22 protein-coding genes and 1 tRNA gene are annotated in these 19,979 nt (G+C 38.0%); 11 read left to right on the forward strand and 12 right to left on the reverse strand.

Going from position 1 to position 19,979, the window contains the following annotated elements; all coding sequences use genetic code 11:
- The first annotated feature begins 40 nt into the window (after positions 1-40).
- Genes hisH through hisC form a run of 5 tightly spaced genes read left to right on the forward strand, consistent with a single transcriptional unit; the run spans position 41 to position 3,844 of the window.
- Entirely contained in the window at positions 41-646 is a 606-nt protein-coding gene (hisH, locus tag IEX12_RS11300) for an imidazole glycerol phosphate synthase subunit HisH (RefSeq protein ID WP_188725192.1), read from the forward strand.
- Entirely contained in the window at positions 643-1,365 is a 723-nt protein-coding gene (hisA, locus tag IEX12_RS11305; RefSeq protein WP_188725193.1) for a 1-(5-phosphoribosyl)-5-[(5-phosphoribosylamino)methylideneamino]imidazole-4-carboxamide isomerase, read from the forward strand. The genes hisH and hisA overlap by 4 nt, the downstream gene beginning before the upstream one ends.
- Positions 1,355-2,128 (forward strand): imidazole glycerol phosphate synthase subunit HisF, encoded by a 774-nt coding sequence (gene hisF, locus IEX12_RS11310; RefSeq protein ID WP_188725194.1) that lies wholly within the window; start codon positions 1,355-1,357, stop codon positions 2,126-2,128. Before hisA ends, hisF begins: the two co-directional genes overlap by 11 nt.
- Positions 2,128-2,760, forward strand: coding sequence for a bifunctional phosphoribosyl-AMP cyclohydrolase/phosphoribosyl-ATP diphosphatase HisIE (gene hisIE / locus IEX12_RS11315; protein WP_371871308.1), 633 nt, complete (start codon positions 2,128-2,130; stop codon positions 2,758-2,760). The genes hisF and hisIE overlap by 1 nt, the downstream gene beginning before the upstream one ends.
- Positions 2,753-3,844, forward strand: a complete 1,092-nt coding sequence (gene hisC / locus IEX12_RS11320) for a histidinol-phosphate transaminase (protein ID WP_188725195.1) — start codon at positions 2,753-2,755, stop codon at positions 3,842-3,844. Before hisIE ends, hisC begins: the two co-directional genes overlap by 8 nt.
- A 114-nt stretch (positions 3,845-3,958) precedes the next feature.
- On the opposite strand, the gene IEX12_RS11325 is transcribed toward hisC, so the two are convergent.
- From IEX12_RS11325 to selB, 9 genes are all read right to left on the reverse strand, one after another.
- Entirely contained in the window at positions 3,959-4,699 is a 741-nt protein-coding gene (locus IEX12_RS11325) for a SurA N-terminal domain-containing protein (RefSeq protein WP_188725196.1), read from the reverse strand.
- A gap of 224 nt (positions 4,700-4,923) precedes the next feature.
- On the reverse strand, positions 4,924-5,874 hold the full coding sequence (locus IEX12_RS11330) for a siderophore ABC transporter substrate-binding protein (protein WP_188725197.1): 951 nt from the start codon (positions 5,872-5,874) through the stop codon (positions 4,924-4,926).
- A 270-nt stretch (positions 5,875-6,144) separates the two neighbouring features.
- On the reverse strand, positions 6,145-6,900 hold the full coding sequence (locus tag IEX12_RS11335; protein WP_088051135.1) for an iron ABC transporter ATP-binding protein: 756 nt from the start codon (positions 6,898-6,900) through the stop codon (positions 6,145-6,147).
- The gene (locus tag IEX12_RS11340; protein ID WP_088051136.1) at positions 6,894-7,844 is read right to left on the reverse strand and encodes an iron chelate uptake ABC transporter family permease subunit; all 951 of its coding nucleotides are present in this window, start codon (positions 7,842-7,844) and stop codon (positions 6,894-6,896) included. The genes IEX12_RS11335 and IEX12_RS11340 overlap by 7 nt, the downstream gene beginning before the upstream one ends.
- Positions 7,834-8,787: an ABC transporter permease gene (locus tag IEX12_RS11345; protein WP_088051137.1), complete on the reverse strand. Its 954-nt coding sequence runs from the start codon at positions 8,785-8,787 to the stop codon at positions 7,834-7,836. Before IEX12_RS11345 ends, IEX12_RS11340 begins: the two co-directional genes overlap by 11 nt.
- Before the next feature lie 252 nt (positions 8,788-9,039).
- Complete coding sequence (locus IEX12_RS11350) at positions 9,040-9,762, reverse strand: DsbA family oxidoreductase (RefSeq protein WP_088051138.1); 723 nt, start codon at positions 9,760-9,762, stop codon at positions 9,040-9,042.
- Positions 9,763-9,851: 89 nt separating this feature from the next.
- Complete coding sequence (locus tag IEX12_RS11355; RefSeq protein ID WP_188725198.1) at positions 9,852-10,709, reverse strand: MBL fold metallo-hydrolase; 858 nt, start codon at positions 10,707-10,709, stop codon at positions 9,852-9,854.
- 153 nt (positions 10,710-10,862) lie between these two features.
- Positions 10,863-11,312: a DUF2188 domain-containing protein gene (locus IEX12_RS11360; RefSeq protein ID WP_188725199.1), complete on the reverse strand. Its 450-nt coding sequence runs from the start codon at positions 11,310-11,312 to the stop codon at positions 10,863-10,865.
- A gap of 372 nt (positions 11,313-11,684) precedes the next feature.
- A complete protein-coding gene (gene selB / locus IEX12_RS11365) occupies positions 11,685-13,577 on the reverse strand; it encodes a selenocysteine-specific translation elongation factor (RefSeq protein WP_188725200.1) in 1,893 nt (630 codons plus the stop codon).
- Positions 13,578-13,661: 84 nt separating this feature from the next.
- On the opposite strand from selB, the gene IEX12_RS11370 reads away from it, so the two are divergent.
- Positions 13,662-13,759, forward strand: a tRNA-Sec gene (locus IEX12_RS11370).
- Between the two features lie 100 nt (positions 13,760-13,859).
- Here the strand turns inward: IEX12_RS11370 and IEX12_RS23435 are convergent.
- The 3 genes from IEX12_RS23435 to selA form a co-directional block, all read right to left on the reverse strand.
- On the reverse strand, positions 13,860-14,789 hold the full coding sequence (locus IEX12_RS23435) for a hypothetical protein (RefSeq protein ID WP_286171101.1): 930 nt from the start codon (positions 14,787-14,789) through the stop codon (positions 13,860-13,862).
- Positions 14,790-14,876: 87 nt separating this feature from the next.
- Positions 14,877-15,353: a transposase gene (locus IEX12_RS23440; RefSeq protein WP_286171102.1), complete on the reverse strand. Its 477-nt coding sequence runs from the start codon at positions 15,351-15,353 to the stop codon at positions 14,877-14,879.
- Between the two features lie 119 nt (positions 15,354-15,472).
- On the reverse strand, positions 15,473-16,876 hold the full coding sequence (gene selA / locus IEX12_RS11380) for an L-seryl-tRNA(Sec) selenium transferase (RefSeq protein WP_308777684.1): 1,404 nt from the start codon (positions 16,874-16,876) through the stop codon (positions 15,473-15,475).
- A gap of 288 nt (positions 16,877-17,164) precedes the next feature.
- Here selA and tatC point away from each other — a divergent pair, with 288 nt between their 5' ends.
- From tatC to IEX12_RS11405, 5 genes are all read left to right on the forward strand, one after another.
- Entirely contained in the window at positions 17,165-17,929 is a 765-nt protein-coding gene (tatC, locus tag IEX12_RS11385) for a twin-arginine translocase subunit TatC (protein ID WP_188725202.1), read from the forward strand.
- Between the two features lie 15 nt (positions 17,930-17,944).
- Positions 17,945-18,130: a Sec-independent protein translocase subunit TatA/TatB gene (locus IEX12_RS11390; protein ID WP_188725203.1), complete on the forward strand. Its 186-nt coding sequence runs from the start codon at positions 17,945-17,947 to the stop codon at positions 18,128-18,130.
- Complete coding sequence (locus tag IEX12_RS11395) at positions 18,078-18,656, forward strand: MauE/DoxX family redox-associated membrane protein (RefSeq protein WP_371871304.1); 579 nt, start codon at positions 18,078-18,080, stop codon at positions 18,654-18,656. Before IEX12_RS11390 ends, IEX12_RS11395 begins: the two co-directional genes overlap by 53 nt.
- Before the next feature lie 11 nt (positions 18,657-18,667).
- A complete protein-coding gene (locus IEX12_RS11400; protein WP_188725205.1) occupies positions 18,668-19,237 on the forward strand; it encodes a TlpA family protein disulfide reductase in 570 nt (189 codons plus the stop codon).
- A 134-nt stretch (positions 19,238-19,371) separates the two neighbouring features.
- Positions 19,372-19,620 (forward strand): hypothetical protein, encoded by a 249-nt coding sequence (locus tag IEX12_RS11405; protein ID WP_188725206.1) that lies wholly within the window; start codon positions 19,372-19,374, stop codon positions 19,618-19,620.
- Positions 19,621-19,979 lie beyond the last annotated feature (359 nt).

Here is a 19,979-nt window from a genome sequence, read left to right on the forward strand (position 1 = left end):
GTCAGAATTGATCGGCCCCACTTGAGAGGAAGATAGAGAAATGATTGCGATTATCGATTATGGTGCGGGGAATATTAAGAGCCTTCAATCTGCATTAACAAAACTGGATATAGCGTCTTGTTTAACTACCGATGAGCAAACGATCAGAGCGAGTAAAGCTATTATTCTGCCAGGGGTTGGGGCATTTAAAGATGCGATGGATGCACTTGATGAGCTTGGATTAGCAGCGCTATTACGGAAGGAAGCAGCTGTCGGAAAACCAATCCTTGGCATCTGTCTGGGCATGCAGTTACTGTATGACGAGAGTTTTGAAGATGGTGACTGGGAAGGGTTAGGGATTCTAAAAGGATCGGTAAACCGAATTACGGGTAATGTGAAGGTGCCGCATATGGGCTGGAACACTTTATCACACCACCGCACCCATCCAATCTTAATGGATATTGCTGAACAGTCATACGTTTATTTCGTTCACTCCTACTATATTGATGGAAACCTTGCGGATGAACTATTAAGCAGCTGTGACTATGGCGTAAAAATCCCGGCGATTGTACAAAAAGACAACATATACGGGATACAGTTCCATCCGGAAAAAAGCGGTGCAACAGGACTTAACCTACTAAAAAACTTCGGGGAGTTGATCACGTGATACTTTTTCCAGCAATTGATATACGAAATGGAAAATGTGTACGTTTAGTGCAAGGTGACTATAGCAAAGAAAATGTATATAGTGATTCCCCGGTGGATATCGCCATTCAGTGGGAAAAGCAGGGTGCCGAATACTTGCATATTGTCGATCTTGACGGTGCAAAAACAGGCGATTCACCTAATAAAGAAACGATCCAAGCCATTGCAGGGAACACTACCATTCCCACTCAAGTTGGCGGCGGGATCCGTTCACTGGCGATCATCGAAGCATATATTTCGGCTGGTGCCCGTCGGGTGATCATTGGAACTGCAGCCATCACCGATAAAGAATTTTTACAAAAAGCGGTCGATCAGTATAGAGATCAAATCGCGGTTTCCATTGATGCCAGAGGCGGATTAGTAGCAACAAACGGGTGGCTTGAAACAAGTGACGTAAAAGCAATGGATCTTGTGAAAGACTTGGAACAGATTGGCGTCAAAACAATAGTTTACACAGACATTTTAAAAGACGGAATGCTTACAGGACCAAACTTCGCTGAACTGCAAGCAATAAATGAAGCAACCTCCATTAAGGTTATTGCATCAGGCGGAATAGCAAGCATTCAGGATATTGATAAATTGGCGGAGTTAGATCTTTATGGGGCGATTATTGGCAAGGCATTATACGACGGTACCTTATCTTTGCCATCATTAATGGAGGTTAGTAACGATGCTCGCTAAACGAATTATTCCGTGTCTGGATGTTGACAAAGGCAGAGTCGTCAAAGGGAAGAAATTTAAGCAAATTCGTGATGTGGCAGATCCTGTTGAACTAGCAAAACGCTATCGTTCTGATGGTGCCGATGAACTTGTTTTTTATGATATTACAGCATCAAATGAGGGTCGGGATATTTTTGTTGATATTGTCGAGCGTGTCGCAACGGAAATTAATATTCCGTTTACCGTTGGCGGAGGACTAAGATCGGTTGCTGATATTAATCGTGTTCTTCGGGCAGGTGCTGATAAAGTATCCCTAAACAGTGCGGCGCTCAAAAACCCATCGCTTATAACAGAGGCGGCAGCTAAGTTTGGTAGTCAATGCATTGTTTTATCGATCGATGCGAAACGTACCTCATCTGGCTGGTCCGTTTTTATGAACGGCGGCAGAGTCGACATGCAAATCGATGCAATCGCTTGGGCAAAACGTGGCGCAGAACTCGGTGCTGGTGAAATCGTCGTTAATGCGATAGATGTCGATGGCGTCAAAAACGGTTTTAATGTGGTATTAACAAAGGCAATCGCCAATGCGGTAACGATTCCAGTTGTCGCAAGTGGTGGTGCTGGCGAAAAAGCACACTTTGCGGAAATTTTAAACGAGGGGAAAGCTGATGCTGCACTCGCCGCCTCTGTCTTTCATTACAGTGAAATAAGCATACCTGATTTGAAAAATTATTTAGCTGCGAACGGCATAACAATGAGGAGGGAACCATCTTGGACGAAATAATGGAACAAGTAATGTTTGATGAATCCGGTCTTGTTCCCGCGATCATTCAGGATATTGACACGGGAAAGGTCCTTACGCTCGCATACATGAATGAAGCAGCCTTACAAAAAACGATTGAAACAAAAGAGACATGGCTTTTCAGCCGCAGTAGACAAGAACTTTGGAATAAAGGGGAAACATCCGGAAATAAACAAATGGTCAAACGCGTGAAATATGATTGCGACGGGGACGCTATTTTAGTACAAGTACAGCCGCTTGGGCCAGCCTGTCATACGGGGAGTGAGTCCTGTTTTTACAAGCAGCTGTACGAAGAAGATAATGGTGCAGATTTTGCTATGCTGAATCAGCTTGTGAACACGATTAAATCAAGGCGTAACAACCCGGTTGATGGGTCTTACACAACCTATTTGTTTAATGAAGGGATTGATAAAGTACTTAAAAAGGTTGGGGAGGAAACAGGTGAAGTTATCATTGGGGCGAAAAATGCTGATAATGCGGAACTGATCTGGGAAATTTCTGACCTTATTTATCACACGCTTATAGTAATGGAGATCCGCAATGTAACGCTTTCGGACATTAGAAAGGAACTTTATCAACGTCATATGCAAAAAGAAGGGATCCGCGGTGAGTAAACTCTGGAGTAAGATGGCACTAAGGGCTGATCCGTATATACCGGGGGAGCAAATAGATGGGAAAGGGATTATAAAATTGAATACGAACGAAAATCCCTATCCCCCTTCACCACATGTAGCGGAGGCCATTACCCAGGAATTGGACCGGAAACTAAATCTATATCCCTCCCCTACTGCAGATTCATTACGGGAGACAATTGCTGTGCATCATCAGTTGCGTCCAGAAAATGTATTTATCGGCAATGGTTCTGACGAGGTACTGGCATTCGCTTTTATGGCTTTTTTTGATCCGGGAAAAGCCATACGCTTTCCTGCGATTACGTACAGTTTTTACCCTGTATATGCCCGGTTATTCGATATTCCTTATGAAACAGTTCCACTAGCCCGAGATTTTTCCATAACAACATGTTCCTTCTTTCAATCAGATGGAGGCGTCATTTTTCCCAATCCAAATGCACCTACAGGCATTTATTTAGAGCTTGAGCACATAGCGGATATCGCTAAGAATAACGCAGGCACGGTTGTGATCATTGATGAAGCTTACATTGATTTTGCCGGGGAATCCGCTGTCTCGCTTATCAATACGTATGACAATTTACTCATTGTGCAAACCATGTCCAAATCACGATCACTTGCCGGCCTTAGAATTGGCTATGCATTAGGGAACGCAAAACTAATCGAGGCATTAACACGGATAAAAAATTCCTTTAACTCGTACACATTGGATCGTTTAGCGATTGTTGGTGCAGAGGCAGCAATCAGAGATCAGCAGTATTTTGCACAACAGGTGGAGCGAATCGTCCAAACCCGCGAATGGGTTACAAAACGGCTGAAACAAAATGGGTTTACCGTCCTCCCTTCCCAGGCTAATTTTATCTTTGCCAATCACTATAAACTGTCGGCAAAACTACTGTATGAAAAACTAAAGCGGAATGGTGTGCTTGTTCGTTACTTCGACAAACCGGAAATTGACAATTATTTGCGCATTACAATTGGAACAGATACAGCTATGACTGTCTTTTTTGAAAAACTGGGGGCAGTGATAGCGGAACTTGTGAAGGATGGCGTACATGCCCGAGTCTGATGACACGGACTGTCTGCTCTCGCGTTGATATTCCGGCTCCGAGGTTGATGTCTCAGCTTTCAGGTGGATATTTATAAACAATTTACCCCCTCCAAATCTGGAGGGGGCTTCAATTTAAATCATATTCTTAATTTCAGCGTCTTTTTTGAGTTCATTTATTTTTGCTTGCAGTTTTTCATTTTCTTTTTGTTTCGTCAGCTCATCTTTAATTTGTTCCTTAACTTTTTTCAATTCCGGGATATCTTTACTTTGTTCTTTTAGCTTATCATAATAAGACTTGATTTCCTTATCTGTAACATCGGTTCCGGTGATCTCCTTGTTAATATATTCATCTACAGTCAGTTCGAACGCTAGCTGATCCTTGTAAGCTTGTTCGCTAAGCTGATATTGTTCGAGTACAGCCGCAAACTGATCCTCATTTTCTGCTTTGATTTTTTCAAATTCACTTTGTACCTTTTCGCCTGAAATGTCTATTCCTTGCTTTTTAGCATCCTGTTTTAACAATTCCTGCTGAACAAGTACATTAATTGCTTGTTCTTTTAACTGGTCTTTGTCACTAACATCCTCGCCGAATTGATTCATTGCCACTTTGGTTTGGGCATAAATATTATTGTATTGATCACCTTTTATTTTGGTATCATTCACTTGCACGACAACATCATCTTTATTAACCTTTTCATCGTCGGAAATCTTAACATCCTTGTCTTGAGCCTGCTTTGCCTGTTGTTCCGTTTTATTTTGATCGCCACTTTTCTTTCCTGCATCGGAACTGGAACCAGAGTCAGAATTATTTCCACAGGCGGCCAACATCGTTACTATACTTAGTGCTACTACTAGCATGACTAATTTTTTCATCGGACTCTTCCCTCATTTCATTTATTGTCTTCCCATTCAAACATATATGCCATACAAATAGCAAGTCAAGCTTTTGTAGCTACCCCTCGGGAAGACGATCATGGCAGGCATTGACGTGTTAACTTAACAATTTCATGACACACCAGCCTATTTTTTGCCACAATTATGGGGACAGTCCCCCATCGCAACAACACGTTAGCGTGGCGGGGACTGTCCCCAAAAAATTAATCTAAACTATCTTGAACTTCTTTAATCATTTCTTGTACGGATACAAGTCCGCCACCGGAGAGATACCAGAATTCTGGGTTGAGATACGTAATATCGTCATTTTTATAGGCTTTGGTATCCTTCATCAGTTTATTTTCTACAATTTTCTTCGCGGCCGGCTCATCACCTATAGCAGCACTTCGGTCCACGACATATAATAAATCCGGGTCCTGTTCTTTTACATACTCAAAGGAAACGTTCTGTCCGTGTGTAGAAGCTTCAATGTCTTCATCAGATGCTGGAACACCGAACACATCATGAATGAGACCGAATCTCGAATCTGGACCATAGGCACTTATTTTATCATCATTTGCTAAAATGATCAGCCCTTTTTTATCCACTTCTTCCGCTTTTTTCTTTAACGAGGCAATGGAATCATCAATTTTGGTAAGTTCTTGGTCAACTTCATCTTTTTTATCAAATATTTTACCGACTGTTTCCATGTTCTCTTTGAACGAATCCATGTAACGGGTGGTATCTACACCAAGATAAATCGTCGGTGCTATTTCCTGCAATTGATCATACACATCGGATTGGCGTCCAGAGATAATTATTAAATCCGGATCAACTTCAGCAATTTTTTCAAAGTCCGGTTCTTTTAAACTACCTACATTTTCATAATCATCACTATCATATTTCTCCAAATAGGATGGGATGCTCCCTTGTGGAACCGCGGCAACCTGAATACCAAGTTCATCTAATGTGTCTAAGATGCCATAGTCAAACACAACTACTTTCTTCGGATTTTTCTCCACTTTTGTTTCACCAAGTTCATGCTTAATCGTGATGGTAGAATCTTTGCTATCTCCAGACTTATCTTCTGTTTTGTCTGCTGAATCTTTTGAGCCGCAAGCTGTAATCATGACAGCTAGAAAACCAACTATTAAAATTAGTGCAAATTTCTTCATATGAATAAACTCCTTTTTTATATTTTTTATTTTACATAGCTAACGCTGCATGAAGTGAAAGAAATATATAGTAATATGTTCTGCGTATTGAGCGCTCAATACGCAAATTTCATTCAAATGTATTGCAATAAAGCATATTCATTTACCAAATGAAGAAAACAAGGTAAGATGAATGGTAGTCGGGTTCCTTTATATTGGTTTGGGGCATGGCCGTACCGCTTCCATATAAGGGGACTTTTTTTACTTCCATTCTCCATGCAGCACTAGCCACTAAAAATAAACACAAATGCGCTGGTTATCAATTTCTTTAATATCAATGTCCATATCGTAAATGTCTTTTAATACACACTTGTCAATGACATCACAAGTTGGACCTTGTTTGACAATCTTTCCGTCTTTTAGTGCCACAATATTATCGGAATAGCAAGAAGCAAAATTGATGTCATGAATCACAATCATAATGGTCTTGCCCATTTCATTGACAAGTCGGCGTAATGTTTTCATGATCGATACAGAATGACGCATATCCAGATTATTTAGTGGTTCGTCAAGCAAAATGTATTCCGTATCCTGCGCAATAACCATGGCAATATGTGCACGTTGACGCTGCCCACCACTGAGCTCATCTAAAAATTTATCCTGCATATCACGGAGTTCCATATAATCGATGGCTTCCTCGACTTTTTCCCAATCCTCTTTATTCAATTTACCTTGCGAATAAGGGAAGCGGCCAAAGGACACTAATTCCTTTACCGTTAGCTTCAGATTGATAGCATTCGACTGCTTCAGAATGGAAATCTTCTTCGCCAATTCTTTATTTTTTGCTTGCAAGATATCTTGCCCATCAATCGTTATTTCACCATCATCTTTTGCGATCAGACGACTAATCATTGAAATCAACGTACTTTTCCCAGCACCATTGGGGCCAATAAATGATGTAATGGTTCCCTTTTCGATTTTGAGAGACACATCATCTACTACCTTTTTTTGGTTATACTTTTTAAATACATGTTTGATATCTACCATGATTTATTCTCCTTTAACAAAAGATATATGAAATACACACCGCCAACAAAATTGATAACGACACTGACGGTTGTTTGAAATGCAAAAACCTTCTCTATCATAAATTGCCCGCCAATTAAGGCAATGATACTAATTAGCATCGATCCGATAATGATATAAAAGTGCCGGAACGTTTTTAAAAACTCATACGCCAGGTTGACAACAAGCAATCCTAAGAATGTAATCGGTCCGACTAATGCGGTTGAAATCGAGATTAACACGGCGACAATGATCAATAAGCGTTTGACCACGTAATCATAAGGAACACCTAGATTAATTGCATCATCTTTCCCTAGTGCCAGTACGTCCAAATACTTATAAAAACGCATGAAATACAATGTAATTAACACTATCATTCCAATCGACAGATAAACAAGATCGGTATTGACATTATTAATACTGGCAAACATTTTATCCTGCGCAACCATGAATTCATTCGGATCGATTAGCACCTGCATAAATGAGGTAAAACTGCCAAAAAAGGTACCTAAAATCATACCAACCAGTAACAGGAAGTAAACATTATTCTTTTCTCCCCGAAACAACAGGCGGTAAAGAACTAAAGCAAACAGAACCATAATACCGAGCGAGAATACGTAATTTAGTTTACTGCTCATCATCACTAATGACCGTGAACCAAATAGAAAGATCATAACCGTTTGGATCAATAAATAAAGAGAATCCAGTCCAAGGACACTTGGTGTCAGAATCCGATTATTGGTAATGGTCATAAAGATCGTTGTGGAGTATGCAATCGCCCCTCCTGTCAGGATAATAGCAACAACCTTGATGATTCTTCTCGGCAGGATGTACCCAATATTGCCACTTAGGTCGTAGAACACAAATAAGAGTGTAAGTAACGTTGCGATAACGGCTAGAATAATTGTCTTTTTTTTATAATCCATATTTCTTTCTCCTTAATAATAGATAGATAAATATTCCACTACCTATCACCCCAACGGTTAAGCTAATTGGAATTTCATAAGGATAAATAATAATTCTGCCGATGATATCGCACATTAATACGAATATAGCACCTAACAATGCGGTATGTAACAAACTTTTCTTCAAGTGGTCCCCCTGATAAATGGTAACGATATTAGGGATGATTAAGCCCAAGAACGGGATCATGCCAACCGATAACACAACGGATGCCGTTATCAGGGCCACAATGATTAGTCCAAGGTTCACCACCTGCCGATAATTTAAACCCAAGTTTTTGGAAAAGTCCTCCCCCATTCCTGCAATGGTAAATTTATTGGCATAAAAAGCTGCTAACAACAGAATAGGAATACTTACAAACATCAATTCGTAATTCCCACTCATGATCATCGAAAAATCGCCTTGCATCCAGGATGACATGTTTTGAATCAGATCATTTTGATAAGCGAAAAAGGTAGATACTGAGCTAATAATATTTCCAAACATTAAACCAATTAATGGAATGAATATGGCATCTTTAAACTTAACCTTTTCTAAAATCTTCATGAAAATAAGTGTGCCAAGCAGCGCAAAGGCAAACGATACAAGCATCTTCTCCAAAGGACTTGCGGATGTAAACACCATCATAGAAACCAGAATTCCTAATCTTGCGGAATCAAGGGTACCTGCAGTGGAAGGTGATACAAACTTATTTTTACTTAGCTGCTGCATAATCAGACCACATATACTCATACTCATCCCTGCAATTAAGATACTTAATAGCCGGGGAATCCTGCTGACGAACAAAATCTTTTTCTGATCTTCTGTTAAGCTGAACAAGTCAAGTGGAGAAACGTCGGAAACCCCAACAAAAACAGAAGTAACAGAAAGAATAATGACTGCTATAACTAAATACCGTATCTTCATATAATGACCTCGACTCGAAAAACTCATGCCAACCACAAACATGGCTATTTAGAATAATTATTACCTTCTAATCAATCTAATTAAGAATGATATTCATTATCAATTAGATTCTACAAAAGATTATAGCAGATTAAATAACTTGGTTCAATGGTTTTTATGTAATAAATATCACATTTTTGTGTCGGTTTTGAGAACTGTTTTTCCTAAGAATAAAAAACTAACCCTGTTAGAGTTAGTTTTTAAGACATCCAGTTAATCCTCAATTTCACAGCAGCCATCATCTGTACAATACGTTGTCTTAGATTTTTTCGGAGTTAGTGACTGTAAGGCAGGCTTTTCACTTTCCTCTTCCCAGACCTTAGCCAATACCTCGGTAAAAACCTCTGTCGGCTGAGCACCGGACACAGCATATTTTTCATTAAAAACAAAAAACGGAACACCTTGAACGCCAATTTGCTTTGCTTCTTCCTCATCTGCACGTACCTTTGCTAAATAATTATCTGATTGAAGCAATGTATGGATAGCATCAGGATCCAACTCAACATCACCGGCAAGTTCTATTAATGTTTGCGGATCGCCGATATGCTTAGAGTCCGTAAAATATGCCTTTAGCAAACGTTCCGTCATCTCATTTCCTTTATCTTTTTCCTCAGCGTATTTAGCGACCCGATGAGCATCAAGCGTGTTCGTGTGCTGCATCGTATCAAAATTATATACAAGCCCAAGTTCAGCTGCTTGCTTTGCCATATTATCATTCATGCTTTTTGCTTTTTCTACCGTTGAGCCAAATTTTTTAGCCATTAATTCATGGATTGTTTTACCGGGGTTTTTTTCCGCATTTGGATCGAGTTCGTAGCTTTTATATTCAATCGTTACAGCATCTTTGTGCGAAAATTTTTCTAAAGCTTTTTCCAACCTGCGCTTCCCCATATAGCAAAAAGGGCACACAAAATCGGACCATATTTCGATTTTCATGTTGAAACACCTCATTTCACTAGTTATTGTAGCACAGGAAAACTTTTTTTGAATACTGTTGTGCTTACAAATAACCAGAGAAATACCATTTAATGCAAATTCCCATCCGTATAGCGGCCATAATCCGGAACGGCAATCTGTTCAAAATTTTCTACAAGGTTTTGCAAGCCTTTTGTTAGAGATTCACCTTCCATATAATGTCCATGACCTGTAACCGCCAATTCCGGTTTTAGATCAGCAAGTTTTTTTACCGATTCCCATGCGGCATACCAATCGGTTGTCAAATATCTTGGCGGTCCATTAACCTCCTCCGTCTGCATTAACACCTTATAAAATGAATCCTGTCTTACCGTAATGAAAGCATCTCCAGCTAGGAGTGTCCGATCGCTTTCTCTGAAAAAGGAGACATGGCCTGGTGCGTGTCCTGGTGTATGGATCCATTTCCAATCCGTTAATCCAGGTACAGAATGATCGTTCGGCAAGGCTTTTACAGCATCTCCCAGATTAATCGGTTCATTTGGATAAATCGGTGATATTTTAGCCAAAAACCCTCCTTCAACTGTCGCGTCTGGTTCCGGATAGCTTTTTTCACCGGTTAGATAAGGAAGCTCAAGCTTGTGCGCATAAACAGGGACTTCCCATTCCTGCATCAAATCAACCAATCCGCCAACATGATCAAAATGTCCATGAGTCAAGATTATTGCTGCTGGTTTACTGTCTTTCCCGAACCGCTCACGTACAACAGCACGAATTTCCGTTGCAGCTCTTGGTAGACCTGCGTCAACAAGAACCCACTCTCCTTCTTCCGGCAAGCCAATAAAACTGATATTGACAATTTGATCGGTATAATAGTAAACATCGTTACGGACTTCTTCGCCAACTCCGCTCGTTATCGATGTCATAGGGATAAATTTGTCATCCCCACTTTTACGTTTCTCGTTATCCATTATATCACCTCCACTTTTTGCTAGTATTTGAACTAAAATTGGAAAATATACACAGCACTAATTAAAGTTTGCACCTTATCGTCCAGGTAGGAGGCGGAAAAAAGGCAGACAAAACCTGAATGTCCAGATTCTATCTGCCTGCCTTCTAACTTTTTAATAGGAATAGGTTGCTTGTACAGAGCCGTCCTGCTTATGAACAGTCAGTGCTGTTCCTTTATTCTGGGCGATTTCTTTCGCACGGTTTACTGCTTCATCTTTGGTAGCAAAAACAGCACTTGGTTTTTTGGCTTTACTGGATGTAACCGCCCAACCTTCTTCATGAGCAATAACATGCTCCCCTTCATTTAAGCGTTCCGGATTATTTTCGTAACGTTTTCCTTCTTTAGATCTTTCCGTCGGCTTCCCCGCCTTTTCATAAGCTTTTATTTCTTCTTTATCCGCATTTTGATACCATTCTTTTGCCTGTTGTGTGGCAATGGGAATTGCCCGTCCCTCTTCATACCCTTCATCAACCATTGAATTCGCTATATCAATCGCTTTTTTACGGACAACCTTATCCAGATTTTTCATTGATGAAGGGTAGTCATTTAATGTCCAGGGCATATTGTCCCCTCCTTTGTTTTCTGGTACAATTCCCTTTCAGAAAGGTATAAAACTATATTCATTAAAAAAAGCTCCTATATAACGAATTGCACACTTGTGCAAGTTCGTTATATAGGAGGTGGTGGCTCAGTTCATGTCACAAGTGGCTCTAAATCAAGTCATAGGTGGCTCTAGAATTGTCAAAGGAGGTGGTATTATCTTTTGTAAAATTCGACATAAAGAAAGTCGGGAATTCCTAAACTAAGGGAATCCTCGGCTATTGTTTTTGTTGGATAAAAAGAAGGTTTATAAAAAGACAAATACCATAGGGAAATAAAAAATTAAAAAATCCACTATCCAATCCCGCCCAGGGAACATCTTTTTTTGAAAAAACTATTCTATCCAAACCCGCTTACTACTTTCTTGAGTAGTCACTTTCTTTCTATCTAGGTGTTCTAAAAAAGGGATAAGATATTTTCTACTAAGTTTTAGGATCTTTTTTGCATCTTGTACTGTAAAAAAATATGGGTAGTATTTCTTTAATAGATAAATCGACTCTTTTATATTTTTGTAATGAACCACATATTTATCGTTTAATCGTTCAACTACTCCTTCTTTCTCAATATAAAACAAAAAATCTTTAATCACACAATTATTTAAGCTTGATTGTGATAATATTTCTAGTACTGGAGCTGGTTCTAAACCTTGTTTCTCTAAATTTCTAATTACCTTTATCATTTCTTTCTTTGTTTCGGAGGGAAACTCCGGCCGAAAATTTTTAATACATACATTAGGTCCTCTAAAACAAATTAGTTTATCATTGTCTAAATTGATTAAAATATTTAGTATTAGATTTGGAGGATAGAGTTCACTGAGAGAGCTAATCAATTCAGCTTTGGGAATCCCATATTTGAGAGGATGTTGTCTATGGTAGTTTCTCAATTTATTTAACACAAGACTCCTCAGTTGGTTCATGACTGTTTGAGCAGTATACTGTCCCTTAACTGATGTGAGTACCCCGCTGGCCACACATTTACTTAGTAATTTAGATATATAATGTTCAGACACGCCAATATACTGTGCAAGCTGTTTTTCTGTCATCATCATATGCTCTTCCAGGAGAGAAATCAATTGTTCCAAAAGAGGATCATTGTCCAGCCTCACTAATTTTTTAATTGTTTCTTTTCCAAAAGGATATTTATTCGTTTGTGTCTGTAATATAATGCCACCAGCAAATGTTTCCGTTGGTGAAAGTTTGCGAAGAATTAGGGAATCACCTTTTTTTGCAACTATAGGATTATCTAGTCGGATTTGGCAATATATTTCTTCATTAGGTAAAAATTCAATACTGTTTCTATCAAAAAAAATAATTTTGCCAGTAGAATTGGTTGTTCCAATATGTATCATTATATGCTCATGCTGTTTTATTTTTTTATACCTTAACGAATTTACTGTTTTAATCTTGACATCAATAGTTTGGGTACTGATATAATAATCCGAGTCTACAATAACTTGTCCTCGTTTTATATTTTCCTTATTTACACCAGAAATATTAAGTGCTACTCTTTGACCGGCATATGCATTTTTAGTAATCTGATTATGATATTGCATTTCCTTAACTTTGACTCGTAAATTACCAGGTAGTATGGTAACCAGTTGCCCAGATGTTATTTTTCCATCATATAAAGTTCCCCTAGTAACTGTGCCATAACCCCGGAGCGTAAAGACCTGATCAATAGGCATTCGAAGTGGAGTATTAATATCCTTGCTAGGTATTTTTTCAAGTTCTTTTGATACCCTATGCTTTAATTCCGAAACTCCACGATATGAAATCCCATCTACATGTACGACCTTAGCACCGCTAAACCTAGTGTCTTTTAAAAAATTTTTAATGTTTATAGTTATAATTTCCAATTCTTTTTGATTTACTAAATCCATTTTTGTAACTACAACAATGATTCTTTGTACACTCAACAATGAAATTATTTCTAGATGTTCTTTTGTTTGGTACATAATGCCTTCATTTGCAGCTACTACTAATATCGCCAAATCTAAACCCGATGCGCCTGCTATCGCCTTTTTTATGAATTTTTCATGCCCAGGTATATCAATAATTGAGGCTTGATAATTATTTTGAAATTGAATAGGTGCAAATCCTAATTCAATTGAGATTTTCCTTTGTTTTTCTTCCTTTAATTGATCTGTATCAACACCAGTTAAAGCCTTGGTTAGAGTCGTTTTCCCGTGATCAATATGCCCTAGAACCCCCATAATGTAAAAATTCATGATAATCCCCCCGTTAATAAATATTGTATTACTCTATTTTGCATTTTATTGCAATCTATTAAAAATCTCTTTATTATGAAAGATGGGAGAGGTTGAGACGCTGGTGCACTCCACGGTCTTCAAAACCGATTGGGACGTCTTGTTAGACGTTTGGTGGGTTCGATTCCCATCCTTTCTCGCCAAATTTCAATTATGTTCTATTTTTACCAAGTGATTATATACGTTATCTTGCTCCCGCACTGTTTTTTATGAACTGCTATATTTCCTGGACAGTAAAAAGCTTTAAACATTAAGACACCATCCGATCATCACCGGAATCAAGCATTTCTTCCGTGTTTTTCCGTTGTTTTGAATTATTTTGGTTACGGTCAAAGGCGGGTTGCGAGCAAACATGAGAAAAATAAACCGGCGTAAATAAGCCATGACCGTAGCCTCCGAGACAATAGACTTGGATGGCGCTCTCAGATAACGAAAGAAACGTACTGAACCCTTATGCGAAAATTTTACTGCAATTAATTGCAACAGACCCATGGCGATGCAACTGCACATCACAAACCCTTCAATGGCCTTGACGGTTTGCTGGATGTTCCGCCTGTCTTTTAGCTCGGTGACTTGCTCCAACGGATGTGTCTCACTTTTTTTGAGATACCTTTTCAGCTTAGGCATGGATTTGCTCCAGAATTGGTAACTAAATCCACCGATCGCCTGCTTCATCTCCCGAAAGGTGCATTCGATTTTGAAACGATCCCCATACAAGTGAATGATATCGGCGGCTTCCAGCTTCAAATCGGTACTTACCAAAATAGAGACTCCTCCGTTAAACTTCACCAGCACAAAACGCAGCTCCTGGTAACGACCTTGTCCCCATAGTAAATCCAGACACAGGTATTGAACGGTTTCCTTTTTTCCGTACATCGTCACCTCGGCTGTTTGAAATTCGTCCGCTCGGCTTTGAAACAGTGTCTTCAACTTGATCATGTTTCCTTTTTTTCGCGGGCGTCCCCGTCCCTTCTTTTTCTTGGAAGGGTGCTCATAAGCAACGGCGTTCATCTTAGCTCTGGTCACAAGGTGTAGCTGGACATCTCCTGACTGATTCCATTGGTTTAATCGTTTTAAGGCGGGAACGGATAGGAAATAACGATCAAGAAGCAGGAGAGCATCCTCCTTCAACCCTTTTGACGCTTTAAAGCCTTGATCAATCACTTGAATCACATGGGATTCACATCGATCGGATGAATGGTCTCAGTCAAAAATGGCTTTGACTCCGTCGTGCAGATTGATGAATAAGGGCAAACAGAATCATTTCACCGGTGTGCCCATCAAAACACCGATACCACCAAACAAATGGCCGAAAATGTATGCGGCTTTGGAGGTGTTCTCGGACTCCTGATGGAGCTTCTTGACACCAGGCATATGTCGGGCTTCTTTTGCCTGTTTCATCCCATCTCCGACGAGCACTACTCGACCATTAAGGTAGAAAAGAGGGGCGAAACGCTTGACTGTCTGAAGCCATTTTCTTCGCAGGGATTCCAGCGACCAAGCAGAAGACCGAAAAAAATGTACCAGCGTCTCGTAACGATGACTGGGTAAGGCAAGGTCACGCATAATCGAGGTCAGACCCAACTGATCCGAGCGCAACATCAAACCCATGATAATGGTAACAAACCAATGGAACGTTTTTTCCCGGGAAAAGCAGTGACGAAATTCGTTTAAAATGGTATTGATAAATTTCAACATAATTGTGGCAATTTGCATGAAAGTAATGTATACTCTCATTTATAACCCTTTCAGCGAATCTGAGCTCCTTTCAGAGATATAGGCTGCACCTATATCATTCGCTAGAAAGGGTTATTTTTCCTGCTAGAACTTTTGACTGTCCAGTATATTTCGATTTATCATTCTATTTTTTTGAACACTTCTACAATAATCGGTATATCCTCAGTGGTTATAGTTCGAAAATCTAAAAGTACATGATTCTTTTTTAGTCGCGCTATAATTGGTGATGTGCCCTGTCGCAATCTAGAGTGTATAGTGTGCGAATCTAGATTTAAATGTTTAACAGCTAAAACCAATGTAGGTATTTCTATACCTGGCATTGCCCCTCCCCCCACCTGTGAAGCACTATTTTCTATCTTAAAAATCCATTTATTATCGTTATTATTGAAATGATCTGTAAACATCATTATTCGTTTTTCTATCTCACATATTGGAAGTGAAATGTCTCTTATAGTAGGTATATTGTTAAATTCCTCCCGTAAATAATTGCCAAGCGTTGCTTCCAAGGCAGCTAATGTCATTTTATCCACACGTAGTACCCTTGTTAGTTGATGCCGTTTCAATTTATTTATAAGTTCTTTTTTTCCAATGATTATTCCGGCTTGAGGCCCACCAATCAGTTTATCCCCACTAAAAGATACAAGATCTACACCAGTTTCTATTACTTTAGAAACGACTGGTTCATTCCCCATTTTAAAATCATATAAGGAACCACTTCCTAGATCTTCATAAATTAGGGGTTGATGATATTTCTTTGCAAGATTTACTAATTGTTTTGTTGAAATAGCATGAGTAAATCCTATAGTTTTAAAGTTGCTTTGGTGAACTTTCATCAATATGGCAGTTTCTTTATTAATTGCTTGTTCATAGTCATATAAATGAGTCCTATTTGTCGTACCAACTTCCTTAAGAATAGCATCACTTTCCTCCATAATGGATGAGATTCTAAATGCACCACCAATCTCAATAAGTTCCCCCCTAGAGATAACAACCTCTTTTTGTTTAGCAAAGGTCCTTAATATCAGAAAAACAGCTGCCGCGTTATTATTAACTACCATTGCTGCCTCGGAACCAGTGAGTTCCTTTAATAACACTTCGGTAATTTTATGTCGCGTTCCCCGTTCACCCTTATTTAGGTCATATTCAAGATTTGAATAGTTACCTGCAACAGCAGCTACTTGGCTGACTGCATCATTACTCAACCTCGTTCTTCCTATATTGGTATGTATAACGGTTCCCGTCGCATTTATAACCCTTTTAAGTTTAAGTGGTTTCAAATAAAGTTCAGATCTCATTTTTAACCTTTTAAAAACGTACTTTATCATTTCACTTTTGTTATAGGGATACTTATTACAGCATTTAGATAGCATTTTTTGTCTAATACAATTAATTTCTTCTTGCACCCAATTAGTTAACCGTTTATTAGAAACTGAGGTTTCTGCCAATAGTAACCGAAACCGTTCATCGCTTTGTATTAAATCAATGGATGGCAAATGCTGTAGATAATTCTTCAATTCAATCACCCTACTTCTTTTTCATGAATTATATCATATTTATAGTTTTAAACTTGTAACTTAAGGAAATAGGTAATGAGTTTTTAAATTTTTTAAATTTTTTTAAATTTTTGTTGCATAATTAATATCTTTACGCTATAATACAATTTATATCGTACAGATTTCTCTTCCACCATACTAACCTACCTACATTAATTGAGAAATTAAGTTATTTACTACCAAACTAATTATTCCCACATCATTGTTAAAACCTATCATTTACTTAAAAGTCTAATTACATTAATCAGGAGGTGTTTTATGAATGAAGAAAAATTACAAAATTCTAATATAAAACTGCAAACGTTCGCAGAACATATAGGTGAATTGAGAGGAAGAATCATCATAACCGTGTCCATTCTTCTTTGTCTTTTTCTTATTTCATATTTTTCAACACCATTTTTTCTAGGTGTCATCAAATCCTCTGCTACACAGTATGGTCTAGACTTAAACGTATTTAAAGTAACCGAATCAGTTAAGATTTACATCAAAATAATGTTGGTTCAAGCATTATCAGCAACCATACCAATAATTGTTGTTCAAATTTATTTATTTATTAAACCAGCTTTAAACATCCAAACTAGAAAAATGGCAATTCTTTTGGTTCCGATAGCATCAATACTATTTTTCTTTGGAGCATTTTTGGGTTTCTATGTTATTTCTCCCATTTTGCTTTCATTTTTTATAAATGTCTCCAATACATTGGAATTGAACACTGTATATAATTTTACTGACTTCTTTGATTTTATATTCGCCATCTGTATTGTATTTGGATTAATTCTAGAGTTACCTGCTTTTTTATCATTTCTCACCCTTGTTGGTATAGTTTCTGTGAATTTGTTGAAAAAGTTACGCAAATTTATTTATCCTATTTTATGTCTGTTTTCTATGATTGTAACGCCACCGGATTTTTTCTCTGAAATAATTGTGATGTCCTTAGTATTTATTTTGTTTGAAATCAGTCTTTTGATATGTTCAGTTATTTCTTCCAAGCAAATTAATAATAGTAAAAAGACACAAAACTAGTGGAGGTGAAAAAGGATGCTTAGTCAAATTGGAATTCCTGGGGTAATTATTCTTCTTATTATTTGCATAGTCGCTTTTGGGGCAAAAAACTTACCTGATATAGGCCGTTCTGTGGGAGAATCACTAAAAGAGTTTAAAGGTGCATTTAATGACGAAAGAAAAGCGGTTGATCAAGAGTCAAATCAAAAGGAGGGTCAGTAATGGGATAACACATAATATTTTAATCAGCTTCTTGATCATGTTTTTTTTTCTATCAGGATTTCTTAAAATAGTTAGTATAAAACAATTTTCGTCATTAGTTTTGGAATATAGGGTTTTGCCAAAAAGGATTTCAATCATTGTTGGTTATATTGTTCCATTCTTGGAAGTCGCATTTGCATTTCTAATCCTATTTTCCAAAACATTCATCTTTGGTGTCCTGGGCATTCAGTGTTTATTATTAAGTTTTGGCTATGCAATTTTAAATGTAATAAAGAATAAGAGAATAATAGCATGTGGTTGTTACGGAAAATTCCTGGATGCCAAAGCAGATAATTTTTCCCTTCTAAAGATCTTACTGATTTCTTTAATAAATGTATTTGTCCTTGTTGTCCCGAAGTCAGTAAACTTTGGAATAGAGCAATATATTGCGGGATTTTCCCTTATTTTCTTTTTGATAATTATCCAAAAGCTATGGTCTTACCATAAATCTACAGTTGACTTACTAAAAAAACATGATGCATTGTGAGGGGGCATTAAATGAATTTCTTAATCTATTCAAATATAGCATTGTGGATTTTACTTATCCTGGTGATTATTTCATTAATCATGGTTTTTCGCCAGTTTGGGGAGGTATATTTAAAATCAAGTGACTCAATATCACGGGATGGACTAGCGATTGGAGAGAAAACTCCTGAGCTTAATATCCCTTTGGTTAATGGAAACGGAAAATTTAATAACGCAATGTTTCAGTATAATCCTACACTGTTAACCTTTGTTTCTCCTAATTGCGGAGCGTGTAAAAATATGGTCCCTGAATTGAAAGATGCAATTTATCAATATAAAGATAGATTCAATTTTATCTTAATTACTATTGGTAAAAAGGAAGAAAACCAGCAGTTAATACAAAACTTTGATATCAGTGATGTACTTTATGTTGATGAGGATATGAAAGTATTTCAAGACTTTAGGGTTAGGGTTACACCTTTTGCATTCATGGTCAATGAGGATGGGGTGGTAATAGAAAAAGGACTTAATAATGGAATGGATCACATTCGTAATTTTATTGATATTGTTGAAAAAAAACCATTCCAGGTGATAAATAATTAGGGAGGGTGACATATTTATGCGGAATTTTATACAAATCTTTGATGAGATTTCAAAAAGAATTTCAGAAAACATTGCAAGGAAGGTTGATCGAAAGCAATTTTTGAAAACCATTCTAGCAAGTGCTTTTACAGGATTTGCTATATTTTTTATCAACCCAATTAAAGGGCTTGCAGCAAGTCATAGCTGGTGTGAGGTTTGGAAAAGGTCCGGGCAAGGCTGTCAGCCCCCACGCGGTAAATTTTGCAGCGGTTGTGGTAGTTCTAAGTGTCCGTCAGGTTATAAGGTTTCATATGCCTGGGGATACCGTTCAACTGGTTGTTGGTGTATCCCAGGGAGTGGATACGACCGAGTATGTTGCGACTGTACAAAGTCCAGTAATGTAAACTCACCACATTCAAGTGATTGCGGGTGCAGCCACATTATAAGGACAAACACTTTATTATAATATTAATTGGAATAATTGCTACAACACCGTTGATATTGAAGGTAAACTTACTATTTTCCAAGCTCCTACATCTTTAAAAATAGGAATTGTAATGCAAGAATCTGGATGTATAAGGGATTTTCACAAGAAGTTGCCAGACCAATCAAGGAAATCGTTTTAAAATTTATAGGTTATTAAGTGAATGATATGACTAAAATGCATTAAAAAAGTATATTAATTAAGGGGGTGGGCAAAGTGTTGACAACAGGTATTTTATTATGCTTGTTTACTGCAATTGTTGCTGGCTATTCGAAACTT

It is taken from the genome of Lentibacillus populi, assembly GCA_014642895.1.
Lineage (GTDB): Bacteria > Bacillota > Bacilli > Bacillales > Amphibacillaceae > Lentibacillus_C > Lentibacillus_C populi.

Excerpts from the sequence above, each read along its gene's own strand:
- IEX12_RS11340 (WP_088051136.1), bottom strand. The coding sequence starts at position 7,844 with ATGGATTATAAAAAAAAGACAATTATTCTAGCCGTTATCGCAACGTTA.
- IEX12_RS11360 (WP_188725199.1), bottom strand. The coding sequence starts at position 11,312 with ATGCCCTGGACATTAAATGACTACCCTTCATCAATGAAAAATCTGGAT.
- tatC (WP_188725202.1), top strand. The coding sequence starts at position 17,165 with ATGAATGAAGAAAAATTACAAAATTCTAATATAAAACTGCAAACGTTC.
- IEX12_RS11350 (WP_088051138.1), bottom strand. The coding sequence starts at position 9,762 with ATGAAAATCGAAATATGGTCCGATTTTGTGTGCCCTTTTTGCTATATG.
- hisIE (WP_371871308.1), top strand. The coding sequence starts at position 2,128 with ATGGAACAAGTAATGTTTGATGAATCCGGTCTTGTTCCCGCGATCATT.
- hisF (WP_188725194.1), top strand. The coding sequence starts at position 1,355 with ATGCTCGCTAAACGAATTATTCCGTGTCTGGATGTTGACAAAGGCAGA.
- IEX12_RS23440 (WP_286171102.1), bottom strand. The coding sequence starts at position 15,353 with ATGAGAGTATACATTACTTTCATGCAAATTGCCACAATTATGTTGAAA.
- selB (WP_188725200.1), bottom strand. The coding sequence starts at position 13,577 with ATGAATTTTTACATTATGGGGGTTCTAGGGCATATTGATCACGGGAAA.
- IEX12_RS11345 (WP_088051137.1), bottom strand. The coding sequence starts at position 8,787 with ATGAAGATACGGTATTTAGTTATAGCAGTCATTATTCTTTCTGTTACT.
- IEX12_RS11390 (WP_188725203.1), top strand. The coding sequence starts at position 17,945 with ATGCTTAGTCAAATTGGAATTCCTGGGGTAATTATTCTTCTTATTATT.
- IEX12_RS11335 (WP_088051135.1), bottom strand. The coding sequence starts at position 6,900 with ATGGTAGATATCAAACATGTATTTAAAAAGTATAACCAAAAAAAGGTA.
- IEX12_RS11355 (WP_188725198.1), bottom strand. The coding sequence starts at position 10,709 with ATGGATAACGAGAAACGTAAAAGTGGGGATGACAAATTTATCCCTATG.
- IEX12_RS11330 (WP_188725197.1), bottom strand. The coding sequence starts at position 5,874 with ATGAAGAAATTTGCACTAATTTTAATAGTTGGTTTTCTAGCTGTCATG.
- hisH (WP_188725192.1), top strand. The coding sequence starts at position 41 with ATGATTGCGATTATCGATTATGGTGCGGGGAATATTAAGAGCCTTCAA.
- IEX12_RS11395 (WP_371871304.1), top strand. The coding sequence starts at position 18,078 with ATGACGAAAGAAAAGCGGTTGATCAAGAGTCAAATCAAAAGGAGGGTC.
- IEX12_RS11400 (WP_188725205.1), top strand. The coding sequence starts at position 18,668 with ATGAATTTCTTAATCTATTCAAATATAGCATTGTGGATTTTACTTATC.
- IEX12_RS11325 (WP_188725196.1), bottom strand. The coding sequence starts at position 4,699 with ATGAAAAAATTAGTCATGCTAGTAGTAGCACTAAGTATAGTAACGATG.